The 14107-nt window shown below is 55.4% G+C and carries 19 protein-coding genes; 11 read left to right on the top strand and 8 right to left on the bottom strand.

The window, feature by feature from the left end; genetic code table 11:
• Positions 1-12 precede the first annotated feature (12 nt).
• From AC6I79_RS13990 to AC6I79_RS13980, 3 genes are all read left to right on the top strand, one after another.
• On the top strand, positions 13-1557 hold the full coding sequence (locus tag AC6I79_RS13990) for a methyl-accepting chemotaxis protein (protein WP_058775255.1): 1545 nt from the start codon (positions 13-15) through the stop codon (positions 1555-1557).
• Positions 1558-1918: 361 nt separating this feature from the next.
• Positions 1919-2344, top strand: a complete 426-nt coding sequence (locus AC6I79_RS13985) for a cell envelope integrity TolA C-terminal domain-containing protein (RefSeq protein ID WP_262256343.1) — start codon at positions 1919-1921, stop codon at positions 2342-2344.
• Between the two features lie 150 nt (positions 2345-2494).
• A complete protein-coding gene (locus tag AC6I79_RS13980; protein ID WP_021508621.1) occupies positions 2495-2710 on the top strand; it encodes a hypothetical protein in 216 nt (71 codons plus the stop codon).
• Between the two features lie 30 nt (positions 2711-2740).
• On the opposite strand, the gene AC6I79_RS13975 is transcribed toward AC6I79_RS13980, so the two are convergent.
• Positions 2741-3820, bottom strand: a complete 1080-nt coding sequence (locus AC6I79_RS13975; protein WP_498027337.1) for an FAD-dependent oxidoreductase — start codon at positions 3818-3820, stop codon at positions 2741-2743.
• Between the two features lie 77 nt (positions 3821-3897).
• Between AC6I79_RS13975 and AC6I79_RS13970 the strand changes: the two genes are divergently transcribed.
• Entirely contained in the window at positions 3898-4353 is a 456-nt protein-coding gene (locus tag AC6I79_RS13970) for a MarR family winged helix-turn-helix transcriptional regulator (RefSeq protein ID WP_127833787.1), read from the top strand.
• 188 nt (positions 4354-4541) lie between these two features.
• The gene (locus AC6I79_RS13965) at positions 4542-5333 is read left to right on the top strand and encodes a BPL-N domain-containing protein (RefSeq protein ID WP_498027336.1); all 792 of its coding nucleotides are present in this window, start codon (positions 4542-4544) and stop codon (positions 5331-5333) included.
• A 23-nt stretch (positions 5334-5356) separates the two neighbouring features.
• Here the strand turns inward: AC6I79_RS13965 and AC6I79_RS13960 are convergent, their stop codons facing one another.
• Complete coding sequence (locus AC6I79_RS13960; protein ID WP_164861039.1) at positions 5357-5932, bottom strand: TetR/AcrR family transcriptional regulator; 576 nt, start codon at positions 5930-5932, stop codon at positions 5357-5359.
• Positions 5933-6275: 343 nt separating this feature from the next.
• Between AC6I79_RS13960 and AC6I79_RS13955 the strand changes: the two genes are divergently transcribed.
• Both AC6I79_RS13955 and AC6I79_RS13950 read left to right on the top strand, forming a co-directional pair.
• Positions 6276-7739 (top strand): sugar porter family MFS transporter, encoded by a 1464-nt coding sequence (locus AC6I79_RS13955; RefSeq protein ID WP_264441532.1) that lies wholly within the window; start codon positions 6276-6278, stop codon positions 7737-7739.
• A gap of 198 nt (positions 7740-7937) precedes the next feature.
• Entirely contained in the window at positions 7938-8198 is a 261-nt protein-coding gene (locus AC6I79_RS13950; protein ID WP_031279895.1) for a hypothetical protein, read from the top strand.
• A gap of 221 nt (positions 8199-8419) precedes the next feature.
• Here AC6I79_RS13950 and AC6I79_RS13945 read toward each other — a convergent pair whose 3' ends face one another.
• Positions 8420-8659 (bottom strand): biofilm development regulator YmgB/AriR family protein, encoded by a 240-nt coding sequence (locus AC6I79_RS13945; RefSeq protein WP_021508614.1) that lies wholly within the window; start codon positions 8657-8659, stop codon positions 8420-8422.
• Positions 8660-8971: 312 nt separating this feature from the next.
• Here AC6I79_RS13945 and ycgZ point away from each other — a divergent pair, with 312 nt between their 5' ends.
• The 3 genes from ycgZ (at position 8972) to AC6I79_RS13930 (ending at position 9984) form a co-directional block, all read left to right on the top strand.
• Positions 8972-9214: a regulatory protein YcgZ gene (gene ycgZ / locus AC6I79_RS13940; protein WP_021508613.1), complete on the top strand. Its 243-nt coding sequence runs from the start codon at positions 8972-8974 to the stop codon at positions 9212-9214.
• A 99-nt stretch (positions 9215-9313) separates the two neighbouring features.
• On the top strand, positions 9314-9583 hold the full coding sequence (locus tag AC6I79_RS13935; protein WP_159378384.1) for a hypothetical protein: 270 nt from the start codon (positions 9314-9316) through the stop codon (positions 9581-9583).
• A 134-nt stretch (positions 9584-9717) separates the two neighbouring features.
• Positions 9718-9984: a biofilm development regulator YmgB/AriR family protein gene (locus tag AC6I79_RS13930; protein ID WP_058757917.1), complete on the top strand. Its 267-nt coding sequence runs from the start codon at positions 9718-9720 to the stop codon at positions 9982-9984.
• Between the two features lie 32 nt (positions 9985-10016).
• Here the strand turns inward: AC6I79_RS13930 and AC6I79_RS13925 are convergent, their stop codons facing one another.
• The 5 genes from AC6I79_RS13925 to AC6I79_RS13905 form a co-directional block, all read right to left on the bottom strand.
• On the bottom strand, positions 10017-10214 hold the full coding sequence (locus tag AC6I79_RS13925; RefSeq protein ID WP_021508610.1) for a hypothetical protein: 198 nt from the start codon (positions 10212-10214) through the stop codon (positions 10017-10019).
• A gap of 80 nt (positions 10215-10294) precedes the next feature.
• Entirely contained in the window at positions 10295-10555 is a 261-nt protein-coding gene (locus tag AC6I79_RS13920) for a hypothetical protein (RefSeq protein WP_021508609.1), read from the bottom strand.
• A 180-nt stretch (positions 10556-10735) separates the two neighbouring features.
• A complete protein-coding gene (locus tag AC6I79_RS13915) occupies positions 10736-11017 on the bottom strand; it encodes a hypothetical protein (protein ID WP_088516275.1) in 282 nt (93 codons plus the stop codon).
• A 66-nt stretch (positions 11018-11083) separates the two neighbouring features.
• Positions 11084-12244: a diguanylate phosphodiesterase gene (locus tag AC6I79_RS13910; protein ID WP_104092678.1), complete on the bottom strand. Its 1161-nt coding sequence runs from the start codon at positions 12242-12244 to the stop codon at positions 11084-11086.
• 264 nt (positions 12245-12508) lie between these two features.
• Positions 12509-13612 (bottom strand): AI-2E family transporter, encoded by a 1104-nt coding sequence (locus AC6I79_RS13905; RefSeq protein ID WP_058769423.1) that lies wholly within the window; start codon positions 13610-13612, stop codon positions 12509-12511.
• Between the two features lie 192 nt (positions 13613-13804).
• Between AC6I79_RS13905 and AC6I79_RS13900 the strand changes: the two genes are divergently transcribed.
• Positions 13805-14044 (top strand): DUF1272 domain-containing protein, encoded by a 240-nt coding sequence (locus tag AC6I79_RS13900; RefSeq protein WP_058781242.1) that lies wholly within the window; start codon positions 13805-13807, stop codon positions 14042-14044.
• The last annotated feature ends 63 nt before the right edge of the window (positions 14045-14107 follow it).

Raw genomic sequence — 14107 nt, 5'->3', positions numbered from 1 at the left:
GCGAGAATTAATATGAAAATATCTACCCGGCTTGCAACGGGCTTTGGCCTGCTTATTGTGCTTTTTATTATCTGTACCGGCATTGCGCTCAACGCCCTGAGTAGTGCGACCAAAGGCATGGACGATGCGGTCAACGTCAAAATGAAAAAGTATCAGCTGGTGCTGGATATGCGAGGCAGCATCAGGGATATGGGCATTGCGGTTCGTAACCTGGCGCTCCTGACGGATGTTCAGGCAATGAAGCCTGAATGGGAGCGCGTCCAAAAACAAGAAGCGCAGTATATAGCCAGCCGCAACGCTCTGGCTGAGGTGATGCAGGAGGATTCAACACCGCAGGGGCGGGAAGTCATGAGCCGCATTACTGAAGCTGAGGAGCCTGCACTTTCGTCGCTGAAGCAGGCTGGCCGGCTCGGGCTTGAAAATCGCGCTGAGGAAGCCACTGCCTATCTGCTGAACGTCACGCGCCCGGTGCAGAGTACCTTGCTCAAAGCGCTTAATGACATGACGCTGGTTCAGATGAAAAATACGCAGTCCGCTGTTGAAACCAACAGTCAGGCGACACGCCGAGCATCGCTGATACTGATGTTGCTCGCGGCCGCATCAGCACTGCTGGCAGTGGGAACGTGCGTTATGACCATTCGCGTACTGATGCGTCAGCTGGGCGGCGAGCCTGTACAGGCGCAGACTCTTGCGGCAACCATTGCTTCTGGCGATTTGACGACGCCTGTAACGCTGCGAAACAATGACAGTACCAGCCTGATGGCTTCTCTGGATGGCATGCAGGCAAACCTGCGTGGTCTGGTGTCAAAGATAAAAGACTCTGCTGCTTCTGTGGCGCTGGCAGCGGATGAGATATCACAGGGCAATACAGAATTGTCATCCCGCACCGAGGAGCAGGCTGCAGCGCTGCAGGAAACTGCGGCCAGTATGGAGCAGCTTACCGCCACCGTGAAAAGTAATACGGCTGGCGCGCAGCAGACCGCTGGGTCTGCCCGGGATGCGGCAACGCTGGCACGCGCAGGAGAGGCCGACGTACAGCGTATGTCTGAAACCATGAATGAGATCTCATTGAGCGCGACAAAGGTACGGGACATCACCTCCGTGATCGAAAGCATTGCCTTCCAGACCAACATTCTGGCGCTCAACGCAGCGGTGGAGGCCGCACGGGCAGGTGAAGAAGGACGCGGTTTTGCCGTGGTTGCCGGTGAAGTCAGAACGCTTGCACAGCGCAGTGCAAATGCTGCTCGCGACATCAAACAGCTGATTGAACAGGCCGTTGAGCAGGTCGAAAGCGGCGTTGAGGTGGCAGCAGGTACAGGGCAGAGCATATTGAAGATTGTCAGCATGGTGGGCGAACTGGCAGAGGCCATGGATAATATTTCACTGGCTTCTTCAGAACAGATGCAGGGCATTTCTCAGGTTAGCATTGCGGTAAGTCAGATGGATGGTGTCACGCAGAATAACGCTGCGCTGGTTGAAGAGTCCTCTTCGGCGTCTCAGTCTCTCTCTGAGCAGGCGCACGCTCTGCGGGGGATGGTGGACACATTTCGTGTCTGACGTAAAAGGGCTCAGCGTTCCTGAGTAGAAATCAGACTAAGGACGCCCAATAAATCACTTGCATATTGGGGATTGAGTCGGGTGGGGCGGAAAGATCTTTGCTGAATTTATTCTGCAGCCGTCCCGACCTTTCAACAGAAACCTATCCCTGCATGTCAGGCTGGCCAAAACACGCTGGCCTTATTTCGCAACCTTTGATGGGGTCTGCGAATTGGCTTGAGACGTTACGCTGTTTATTCTCACATCTATAATGCGGTCGGTTGCTGGGTTGTGAGTATTCGCTGCCAATGCGAAAGCAACCCGATAGCAGGCACGGTTTCCGCAATCTGTCCGGGATGCTATAAATGCATAAATGATTTGCATGGATGCCATGATGAAAAAAACACTCTCACTTATCGCCGTCATGTTATTAGTCGGCTGCCAGTCCCATACTAAACAAACAGCAAGGCAGTCATTCAGGTTTCCAACCGCTTCCGAGATAAGAAGCCAGTGCGAATCGCAAACCTCCTCGCAAATAGCAAATAAAGATACTCATCTGTGGCTTTGTCAGGCCGTTACCGCAATACAGTATCGGTTTTTTGACGCGAATTTATATCACGGTAAGACCTGTGATTTGGTCATTACGCAGCCCTTAGGTCAGCCACCGACAAACGTCACTGCGCAGGCCGGAGATGCTGATCTGTGCGCCGTCGCTATCGATGCGGTAAAGCAGGCGATAGATGCCAATACCTTTCCCATGCGGCCTGCGTATCTGAAAGAAAAGATACCGGTGCGTTTTGCGCCCTGACTGGCTTTCTCCCGATCAGACCGTTGCTGCATAAGCGTAACCATAGGTAACAAAGTTTGCCGTTTAACCCCTGTATATCACGCCGTCAGTTCTGCCAGGCTATGCTCAGCATTACTGACATAACACGTATCTTTATGGAGATTCAAGGCAATGAAAAAACAGTGGATTGCGGCCCTGGCAGCGGCAGGCCTTCTTTTAGTCGTTAGCGCCCAGGCAGAGGCAAAAGGGTGTCTGAAAGGCGCCGTCGCAGGCGGCGTGGCAGGTCATCTGGTTCATCATGGCGTTGCCGGTGCGGCAGCTGGTTGCGCGGTGGGCCACCACATGGCCGCCAAAAAACAGAAAGAGGCGGAACAAAAGCAACAGTAAACCGCGGGTGGCGGTCACGTAAAACTGGTGTCAGGTTCTCTCATCGAACCAGTGCTGAAACCCCGCTATTGCATCAGGCATCATGTCGCGTGCGCGTTCCATAATCAGGATCTCCGCAGAGCGCAGCCCGTTCTGCGGGTGCGAGGCCTCGCACAGTGCCAGAGCCAGGTCTGAAGCATCAAGCATCGCCAGGTTGACTCCGACGCCAACCGGCGGCATCAGGTGAGCGGCATCGCCAATCAGGGTGATGCCCGGCCGTGGTGCCCAGCCAAAATCGGCGGGCAGGCTGTAAATCGGGCGTCTGACATAGTCACCGGTGGCGTTTACCACCAACTGCAGGGAAGCGGCCCAGTCGCGGTAGCTGTCGCGCACCCAGGCGGTGAGGCCGGAGGAGGCTATGTGTTGATCGATGACATCAGGGGCGCGCTTCATCGCCGCATAGACGCAAATCCTCCCGCCGCCGTTGCGTTGCGTGACCAGCGCCTGCGCATCGCCAAAGCTGAACGCGGTCCCGTTGCCGGCAATGCTGTTGATTTGGTCGGACGGGTGATCTATCCAGCCTTCGAAAAAGGTAATGCCGGTATAAAACGGACGTACCGGTGTCAGATAACGGCGGACCCGCGACCAGGCACCGTCTGCACCAATCACGATATCGGCTTCGTAGCGCCTGCCGTTTCTGAATACCAGCCCGTGCGCTTTTTGCCGGCCATAGTCAACGTAATGCAGTTTGTGATCCCACTGCAGGGTCTGCGGTAACAGGGCGCTCAGCAGCAGGTTTTTCAACTCGCCGCGATCGATCTCCGGTTTATCCATTTCACCTTCCGGCGTGAATCTGTCGGCCTCAACTTCTCCGGTAAGGTAATTCAGCATCCGGCTTTCCTGATCCTCATGCCTGGCGATACTGATGAACTGCTCCAGCAGGCCCGCTCTGCGCAGTGCCGCCTGGCCGCTGTCAGCATGCAAATCAAGCGAGCCGCCCTGACTCCGCGCAGCATCCGCCGGCTCATCCTCAAACACCGTTACGTTAAAACCGTGGCGCTGAAGAATCACGGCCGCCGTGAGGCCTGCCGGGCCGCCGCCCACAATAGCGATAGTCAGTTTGTCCGACATGTCTTTTCTTCCCCAATGTGAAAGTGGATACTGTATAATCACAAAGTTGACATATCAACTACGCGACGGGATAAATAATGGGCAGCACAGAGATTTCAGACGCAGAGTGGCAGGCATGGCGCGGATATCGCCGGCTTGCTGAAATCATCACCGGACGCATTGTCAGAGAGATCAATGAGGCGACCGGGTTGTCCGGTCCGGATTTCATGATCCTGATGGAAATCAACCGCAGTCCGCAGGGCGTACTGCTGCAGCGAGAGCTGCTGGAATACCTTGAATGGGACAAGTCGCGGCTATCGCACCAGCTTTCACGTATGGCCGTCCGGGATCTGGTACAGCGCAGCCGCGCGACTCGCGCAGGGATTTCAGTCCGCATGACAGAGGCAGGGAGCCAGCTGCTTGCTACAGCGCGGCCGATACATGCCGCGGGCGTGCGGCGAAATTTCCTCGATTTGCTGACGCCGGAAGACATCGAAGGGCTGATCGCCATCACCGGGCGGTTACGGCAGTCAGCTAGCGGTTTTATCGAATAACTCCCGGCCGATCAGCTTCAGACACTCCTTCTGCAACCGGCACAATCGCGGCAACCGTTGACGGAATTATGTGAAAGAGTAATTAAAACAGAGGCTTGTATTTTTCGCCCTGTCAGGCTGTTGACAGTCTCTTCGTGCTGGTCCTAAATTGAGCAGTCGCTCTAATTTTGAGCCTGGTCCAGCCGCTAATGGTGAAAACAATGACACTGAGAGCCTCCTCCCGTTTCTGGCGTTATCTGATGAAGAACCTTCTGACGTATGCTGCCATTCTGCTTGCCGGCGGGTTAGTCACCGTAAATATGGCCAGTGCTGCCGTCACCCATGTCGCAATCTATCGCGGCGGTGCCGGTTGTCCGGGCTGCTCCGAAATGGTCCGTAAATCGCTGGAACAGAGCGGTCTGCCGCTGGACATCGCGTATGTCGGAGAGCAGGAAAAAATAAAGGTCACGGAGTATAATCTCGCCACTTTTGATGTGTACATCCAGCCCGGAGGCGGGCAGGACATCCCCGGCGCCTTTGCTGCGCTGGGCGACGAAGGAGCTGAGGCCATACGCAAATTTGTCCGCAATGGAAAAAGCTTTCTCGGATTGTGCATGGGCGCGTATCTGGCCGATGAAAACTGGCTGGGGCTGATCCCCTCATCGCTGGACTCTGAAGTCATGCGCAAGGGGACTAACATATCCGATGAGGGCGATTACGTTGTCGATGTTGTCTGGCAGGGGAAAACCGAAAAATTTTATTATCAGGATGGTCCTTACCTGAATGCCGAAGACGCGCACGGCTTCGTCGCTCTGGCGCGCTATGCCAACGGTGATATCGCGCTGGCGAAATATACTTACGGTAAAGGCACGGTACTCCTGAGCGGACCGCATCCGGAAGCGGATGAAAGCTGGATGGCGCCGGAGAAAAACAATCCGGCCTACACCTCAGCCGGCAGCAAGATGGCCAGGCTGTTTAATGATTTAAAGCCCGGGAGGTAAGCGGCTATGTGGAAAAATCTCTGCTAGCGACAAAGTTTCTGCAAGGCGGCCATTATCTCAAGAAAAAAATGTGTCCGCTTATCCGCAGAGTAGTTAAGAATTAGCGCGCTTGAGTAACCGTCAATCAGGGCGTGAAGATTACGCGCCACCTCGTCTTTACCTGCTTCGCTGAGGTGGCTAAATGCCTGGCCTGATAAGCCCTGACGGATGATCGCCGTCCACGTCTGCGTGCTGGAGAGCAGCAGCTGCTCAAATTGCGTATCCCTTGCCGCCAGCGGCCACAACTCGAGGTAGATCAACCAGTGAGAAGCCGGCCCGTCTGGCAGGAGATAATCCACCAGCGCACGAAAAAAGGCGTCATGCTGTGAATCATCCCTCTTTTCACTCTCTACAGAGAAAGCGGCAACGTCCTCATCCAGCATGAAAGCAATCGAGTCCAGCCTCAGCGCATCCCAGTTTTTGAAATAGTGGTAGATGTGGCTGCGGGATATGCCCAGCGTATTGGTCAGATCGCGGGTTGAAACATTGTTGAAGCCGCGCTCCCGAAACAGCTGCAGCGCCGCGAGAATGATATTTTTCTTAACCGTTTCTTTTTTCACGTTCAACCTTAAAAGACACCGTTGTCCTGAACGTTAATTCAGCAACCTGTCGCCGGACCTGCCTTTCTGCGTTACGCCTTAGCGTGTTTCTCATTAACCAGCCAGCGTACCTTAGCAGAAAATTTTCCCTCTGTCGGGGACAGGATTTCAGCAGGCCAGCCAGGGGTTGAGCGCAGTGCGAGGGCGCGGCTGCGGCGCAAACCTGCGCTGAGCAGTCAGGGCGGTGCGGGATTTTTATTCAGTCGCCATCCGGTAAAAATCGTGACCGGCCTCACACTTTCTCGTTTCTGACTATACTCAAACCTCCTTTTTATCCCGTCATTGACCAGGTCTTGAATCACCCATGGACGATAGCAAGCAAAATCCTTCGCAGTCTCAATCAGATGATGGCGGCAGCCTGACGTTTACTGTTCAGCAGCGCCTGTTTTTTGTGGTGTTAGTCGCCACGATGGGCGCGCTGGCGTTTGGCTACGACACCGGCATTATTTCCGGCGCGCTGCCCTACATGACGCTGCCCGCCGCGCAGGGCGGTCTCGATCTCACGCCATTTACCGAAGGGCTGGTGACCTCTGCGCTCACCTTTGGCTCCGCGCTCGGCGCGTTCATCAGCGGTTATGTCTCGGACCGCTTTGGTCGCCGTATCACGTTACGCAGCCTTGCCCTGTTGTTCATTGCCGGGGCGTTAGGCACCACGGTTGCGCCGAATCTGGAAATCATGGTGGTGATGCGCTTTATTCTGGGTTTCGCGGTGGGCGGCGGATCGTCAACGGTTCCGGTCTTTATCGCTGAAATTGCCGGGCCTAAGCGCCGGGCACCGCTGGTCAGCCGCAACGAACTGATGATTGTGTCAGGGCAACTGCTGGCTTATGTCGTCAGCGCCGCCATGAGTTTGTTACTACACGATCCGGGCATGTGGCGCTATATGCTGTCGCTGGCGATGATCCCCGGCATTCTGCTGTTTATTGGTACCTTTTTTGTCCCGGCCTCACCGCACTGGATGGTGGCGGAAGGGCGCTTTAATGAGGCGCTGCGTATCCTGCGCAAACTGCGGGAAAATCCGCGCGAGATTAAAAAAGAGATGGCAGAGATGCGGCAGAATGCCCGCGAAGCCCGTCAGGGGCCACCCGCGCGCGAACTGTTAAAAGAGAAATGGATTGTGCGTCTGCTGCTGCTGGGCTGCGGCATGGGCATCGTCGCGCAGTTTACCGGCGTCAACGCCTTCATGTATTACACGCCAGTCATTCTGAAAAGTACCGGGCTGGGCACCAGTGCTTCGATTGCGGCCACCATCGGCAACGGGGTGGTATCGGTACTGGCCACCTTTGCCGGCATTAAAGCCATCAGCCATTTCGGCCGGCGCCCGATGCTGATGACCGGGCTGTCGGTGGTGATTGCGATGCAGCTGGCGCTGGGCGCGGTGCTGGTTCTCATGCCGCAAAGCCTGACGCAAAGCCTGCTGGCGCTGGCGTGTATTCTGGTGTTCCTGTTCTTTATGCAGATGTGCATTTCCCCGGTTTACTGGCTGCTGATGTCGGAGTTATTTCCGATGAAAGTTCGCGGGGTATTAACCGGTTCAGCGGTAGCGTTTCAGTGGATATGCAACGCCGTGGTGGCGCTGGCGTTTCCGCCTTTGCTGTCGCTGGTGGGTAATAAGGCGTTCTTTATCTTTGCCGCAATCAATGTGGCTTCCCTGGTGTTTATTGCCGTGATGTTACCGGAAACCCGGGGGAAATCACTGGAAGAAATTGAATCCCACATGCGCGAGCATTTTGGTGAACCTGCGGATCAAGCCGCGTCATCAGGCTGAATCGTCGTCATGCTGCGGCAGGTTGCGTCAGCGCCTGCCGACAAAAACCTTTGTCGCGGCACCCGCCGCGGCATTTTCATGCTCACTAAAATAAATCCTGTTACAGGCTTCATTTCAGAACTTGCCTGCACCGGTTCGCTCAATAGGGTCTAAAGTGTGACGTGAGGTTCTCATCAACGTGAAATGGAGGAAGTAAATTTGTCTATTCAACACGACGGGAAAGGGCACGTCATTATTGGCGAAGCGGCACTAAGCCTGGCTTTGGGCAAAAAGAAGATCAGCGTTAATACGCTTATCGACGAGCTCAGACACATGAAACGCGCTGGCGGCAGCGACACACGCCTGTCCGCGATTTCAGAGGCGATCGGCTGGCTCAGAAGCTTTGATGAGCCTGAGCAGGCCGCGATCCATGTGCCGTACCTGCAGACGCTTGCAGGCCTGAACGACGAGAAGAACTGACGCCATAAGACGTAGTCCGGCTCTGGCCGGAAGACGACAACGTAGATGACCTCATCGGACGCGCGTTAGCGTGTACCGGCCGGAGAAAACTGTCAGGGATGACGTCTTCACCACCATCAAACCTCGTATTAACGATTTTCGGCAACGCGGCATGTGGCAACGGATGCGGGCTTTAGCGACGGATGTGCAACGCGCTGAAGGTGAGCGGATGAATCAAACGATCAGCGACCAAACAGCATCGCCAGCAGGGAACGTGCCTGTTCCGCTTCGACGTCATCGTCCGTGTCATTGATGTGCCCGATAAGCTTGAGGCAGATCGCGGTGCGCGTCAGCCGACGTTCCTGACGCAAAATTTCAACGGTGATGCGTCCCAGTAGCGCAATCTGGCGGGGATCGGTGACCTGACTGAAGTAACCGGCTAGTCCGGTATTGTGACAAGGCGGCAGCCCGTTGTTTCTCATTTGTCCACCTGCAGCACACGATCATCTTGTAGGGCGCAAAGTAACCGATACGATATCGTCTGTACAGCAACAATCCTCATACCGTGTCAGGTAATCAGCGGGTTGTCCAAATCGATACCGTTTTTCCTGCCGCTTAGCCCAGCCATCATGCTGATTATTTCAGCACGTAAGCCCCTGAGATTAAGGTGTTAGCATTTTTTGCACAAGAATGTAGCTAATACAGAAACAGTATTGCTGTACAAGTTTTATTTCTTTGTATAAGTTTACGCACAGAGAGAAGCGACGGTATTTTAACCATCTGAGGGGATCATCATGCGTCAGAATGTTGCAAAATTTCCAGACAGCGCCAGTGAGATTGCCCGCTATTTCAGCAGAGCGACAGCACCTACTCAGCAGGAAACGCTGGGGCAGATTGTCGTTGAGATCCTGCGCGCAGGAAAAAACCTCAACCGTAAGGCGATCTGCACCAAACTGCTGAGACGCCTTGAGGTCGCGGCAAATTATGAAGAAGAGCGTCATTACCAGACGCTGATTGGCATGCTGTTTGAACGCTGATACGAAAAGGGATAATCGGTGGTACCTGCAGCATGCGCTTTATGACCCGGGAAGGGTCAGCCACTTGTCCGAAAGGGCACAGTCCCGCAGGGGGTGGGCATGCAGAGAAGTCAAATTGAACGTTTAACCGAAATCGTTCTGGGCGAGGCGGTGGTCAGGCTGCTCGATAATAATGAACGAATCAATGTGGCGACCGTTTCAGCCCGGCTCCGGTCAATGGCCGCAGAGGAATTTAATCCCGACCGTCTGGAGGCGATCAGGATCGCCATCAGGGAAATGCAGATGCAGTCAGCAGCCCGTGAAATTCGTGAAAAGCCGATGGCTGCTCTGGGCGGGATGTCACAACCCAGGGCTGGTAAAAAGCATTAATGACAGGGACGATACGATCTCGTGATTAACCGGAGTGTGGCAGGACGCCCGGCATAACACGGCCATCTCAGGATGGCCGATTTTTTTGGCGACCACCGGGCTGTCAGCAGCGCCCGGTTTACGGATAACTACACATGCAAACCAATGAACACTCATTCAGCGCTGAAGCGGCCCTTATTCACCATTTTCGCAGCGGCGGTGAGCGCTATGCGGCCGAAGCCGCGGCACTGGATGCCGTGATTCGCGACATCGTCATCCATGGCCAAAAAGTGACGAGCAAAACCATCATCCTGTATCTCATCTCAGAGCTTGAGATGACCACCGATATTGTCAAACTGGATGTACTGCGCAACGTGCTTGAAATCGTGGTCGGCAGAACGCCGGATGATGAAGGGTTCTGAAAAGGTTAGTAAGCCGGAGCAGTAGATTAAGCTTAGTGCATCTGCTTCACAAGCATACTGATGGCGTTTAAACAGGCCTGCCGCAGTTCATCTTCACTTGCCGTTTCGCCAAGATGATGCAGTGCATGGGTAATGTCCTGAAGTGTCAGGTGCTGGTCCGGCTTAAGAAGGCGCGCCACAACCGTTCCAATAACGGCGTAGATATCTTCGGCGGTAGTGTCATCGCTCAAATGACCTCCATCCGTTGGTGGATAAGCATACAGTATAGCAGAAACCACAGCGTCAGGCGCGGCAGATTGTCAGGCAGCGATCAGTGCAGCTTGCCGGAAAAAGAAAAATGCCCGGCAGTGAACGCCTCTTTCTTCACCGCGCTCATCTCCATTTCCCGTCTGACGTCCTCAATGACACGCAGCACAGCACGAATGCGGTCACTGTCTGTTTCGCGGTCAAGCATCGCCTGCAGCCTGTCGTTGAGGGCCGCCCAGCTTATGGCGACGTTATCATCGAGTAACGCCGTTACGGCTTCTCCGATGATGATATCCGCCATTTTATCGTCAAAATTGTTTTTCATCAGTCTGTCCGGCTGCGGTTAGGGCAATGAGCTTACCACAGGAATCTCACCCGGACACATTGAGCACATCAAACTCCGCTAAAAGATGCCGGACGCGGGTTATCGGCGCAATGATCAGCATATTGAGTTGCCGGCGTTGCAAAGAGGATGACATTTGCGTTTGCGCCGGCCATCACGGCGCTACTTTCTGACGGGTTCCGCGGCTTCAGCGCGCCCGCTGACCTCTGAAGCCGCCTGATCCAGACGATAAAGTAAGGTGTCGCCGCGTTCGCAGTAACGCGCCGGCCAGATCATCGCCCCGTTACCGTCCTCCACGTACTTCACACCCAGTGCCTCCACCACAGCCCATGGCTGCGCCAGCGCACTGCGGTACCGAAGTAACTCGCGCGCCATGGAAACCGCCTCCGGTTCGTTCTCCTCCGGATGGCTGGATATAAACTGCAGTCGGGCATCGCTCAGCATTGTCTTCTCCTGTGAGCCTGACGTTTTATCTCTTCAGAGGTTCTGCGTCGTCAGGCTTAACCGCTTTCAGATCGCCTCGCGGCTCTCAGGCCATGCCACGGCGCCGCCCTCAGGCGTAAACAGGCTGCCCTGGAAATCGATGATCCCGGCCGCCTCCAGCCACATCCACTCTTCGGGACGCTCAATACCGGCCGCAATGACGTTGATTTCCAGCGCCGAACAACAGCGGATGACCGCCTGCATCACCGCCTGCTTCGGGCCGCTACGGTGAATATCACGTACAATATTCGCGCCGATACGTACCCGGTCAGGCTGGACGTGCGCCAGTAAAGAGAGACCGGCCGAGCCGTCGCCGAAGTTATCAATGGAAAGGCTGATGCCAGCCTCTTTCAGCTGTCTGACCGCCGTGGAAAAATCTTCCAGCCGGGAGATGACTTCCGTTTCGCTCACGCCAAGAATGATTTGCTGCGGCACCAGCTCCGCCTGCGCGATGGCGCTGACCAGCTGACTTACCGCATCGGGAAGATAAACCAGCGTCATCGGCAGGATACTGATATACAGCGTCATGCCATCGGGACATGCCTGGCCGGCTTTATGCAGTGCGTCTGTCACCACGTTGAGGTCATGAATGTAACGCTCATGTTCCTTTAATCCGGCGGGTTGCGCGTGCGGAATCGCCTCAATGGCCGTCACTTCACGGCCGAGGGGATCAACCACTGGGCGGAAAGTGACGCCACTGGCCGGCGCGGGAGATTGCCCTTCCGCGGGGATGAACTCCCAGCAATCAGCCGGCGGCACTTCAAAGTAGTTCTCTTTTTCACGCGCTTCGACAAAGGTTCTGAGGAACTGTAGCCCGCGATCGTCATAGGTCAGCTGATATTTCGACGTGCCGCGATCAAGCACCGCCTGCAGCACACTGCCGCTGTGGTGATTACGCAAATCGAACAGCTCCATGCCAGCATTACCGAAACGCCGCGAAGGGGAGTAGTCGCGCATCAGCTCGACCACATTGTGATGACGCCGGTCGGCACAGATGCGGGCGTAGATTGCCAGAACGCCTTGCTCCGGCCCTTCCAGGATTTGAAAAAAGTGCGTGCCGTTAAACAGCAGGATGCCGGTAACATGATGCTCAGCATTGAGCAGACTCGCTTTTGCCACCATCTCCGGCAGGATATTGACGGGAACATCTTCAGAGATGTGGCTGCGATAAATTATTGTTGTAAGCATTATACGCTCCAGATTGTCGCGATTGTCCTCTGACACCTTAGCAGCATGGGTTTAATTGTGAAACGTCCGGGCTGAGTGCTGACTGAGCCCGGTAAAAGGGTGAAGGCAGGAGGGAAAGGTCAGTAAAGGCGCAGACAGCGTTGCGTGCGAGACAGCCTGGCGGCCGCGCTGAAAAGACAAGCGGCGCTTTAAAGCGCCGCTTTGGATGAGCCTGCCAGTGAGCGATAGTGGCCCGTCAGCAGGTCTTTAGTTGTTATACCGCTGCTACTCGCGGGTTTTACCCTCTTCGATAAACTCTTCGTCGATCTCTTCGACATTTTCCCGGTTGTCGCGGCCGGAGAGCAGATTCCAGCAGGCGATGAACAGGGCAGCGATCAAGGGACCAATCACGAAGCCGTTGATGCCGTACACTTCCATGCCGCCCAGCGTGGCAATCAGGATCAGGTAATCCGGCATTTTGGTATCTTTGCCAACCAGCAGCGGACGCAGGATGTTGTCCACCAGCCCGACCACGATAACGAAGAAGCCCACCAGGAACAGGCCTTTCCACAGCGCACCGGTGGCGAAGAAGAAGATGGCCGCTGGCACCCAGACGATGGCCGAGCCGACTGCCGGAATCAGCGACAGGAACGCCATCAGCGCGCCCCACAGCAGGCTGCCGTCGATGTCGGTGATCCAGAAGGCGAAGCCACCAAGCACCCCCTGAACCACGGCCACCACCACCGTGCCCTTGACCGTCGCGCGCGATACGGCGGCGAATTTCATCAGCAGATGGTGCTTAACATAGGTGGAGAGCGGCAGCGCTTCGAGAATCAGCCCGACCAGCCAGGCGCCGTCTTTCAACAGGAAAAACAGCAGATAAAGCATCACGCCAAAGCCCACGGTGAAGGTGAAAGTCCCTTTACCGATCAGGAACACGCTGCCCGCCATGTATTGTCCGCCCTTCAGCGCAAAGCCGGAGAGTTTTTGCTGAATCTGTGCGGCATTGTTCAGATCGTGATCCGCCAGCCAGGTTTGTGCCCACTCCGGCAGATGCTGCAGCAGCGAGGCAAACACCGTCGGGAACTGCGCGGAATTGGTTTGCAGCTTGGTGTACACCGTATTGATCTCGACCACCAGCGACGAAGTGATGATCGCCAGCGGCGTGAACACGATCAGGCAGATAATCAGTAAGGTCACAAAAGAGGCCAGCCCGTTGCGGTCGCCCATTTTGCGCCGCAGCAGTGACTTCAGCGGCGCAAAGATCACCGCCAGAATCGCCGCCCACAAAATGGCGGAGAAATAGGGCGCCAGCACATCAAAAAAGGCGATCGTGACAATCGCCAGAATTACTATAAAGAAACCGATATTTAACCCTTTAACACGCATGCAAAAGCCTCGCAGATAAACGTAGCGAATGAACTATAGAACGGCTTTTGCGGAATGTAATGTTTTTAGCGCGCAAGGCAAGGCATGCAGGATGAAAAGCTGTCCCGAACTGTCCGCGCGATGTCCGCTCACAGGCTGGCGCGCCAGGGCGGCGGCGGCGATGATAGCCCTGAACCCTGACAGGAGAGTGCCATGCTGGAATTACGTCCTAACTGTGAATGCTGCGATAAAGATCTGCCGCCGGCCTCGCCTGATGCGCGCATCTGCTCGTTTGAGTGCACGTTTTGCGTTGACTGTGCGGAAGGCGTGCTGGCGCAGCACTGCCCGAACTGTGCGGGTGAGCTGGTACGGCGGCCGATACGTCCGGCGCAGGCGCTGCTGCGCCATCCGGCTGCAACTCAGCGATATCCTGTTTCTGCGCCACCCCGCTAAATTCGCCAGCGCAATTGGATTAATAGCCGGCGCATAATTATTATGCGCCCGCTTGCTGGTTAT

The organism is gamma proteobacterium symbiont of Scutellera amethystina (assembly GCF_059730845.1).
Note: the sequence above shows the minus strand (reverse complement) of the source record. Positions and strands in the feature narration are given on the sequence as shown.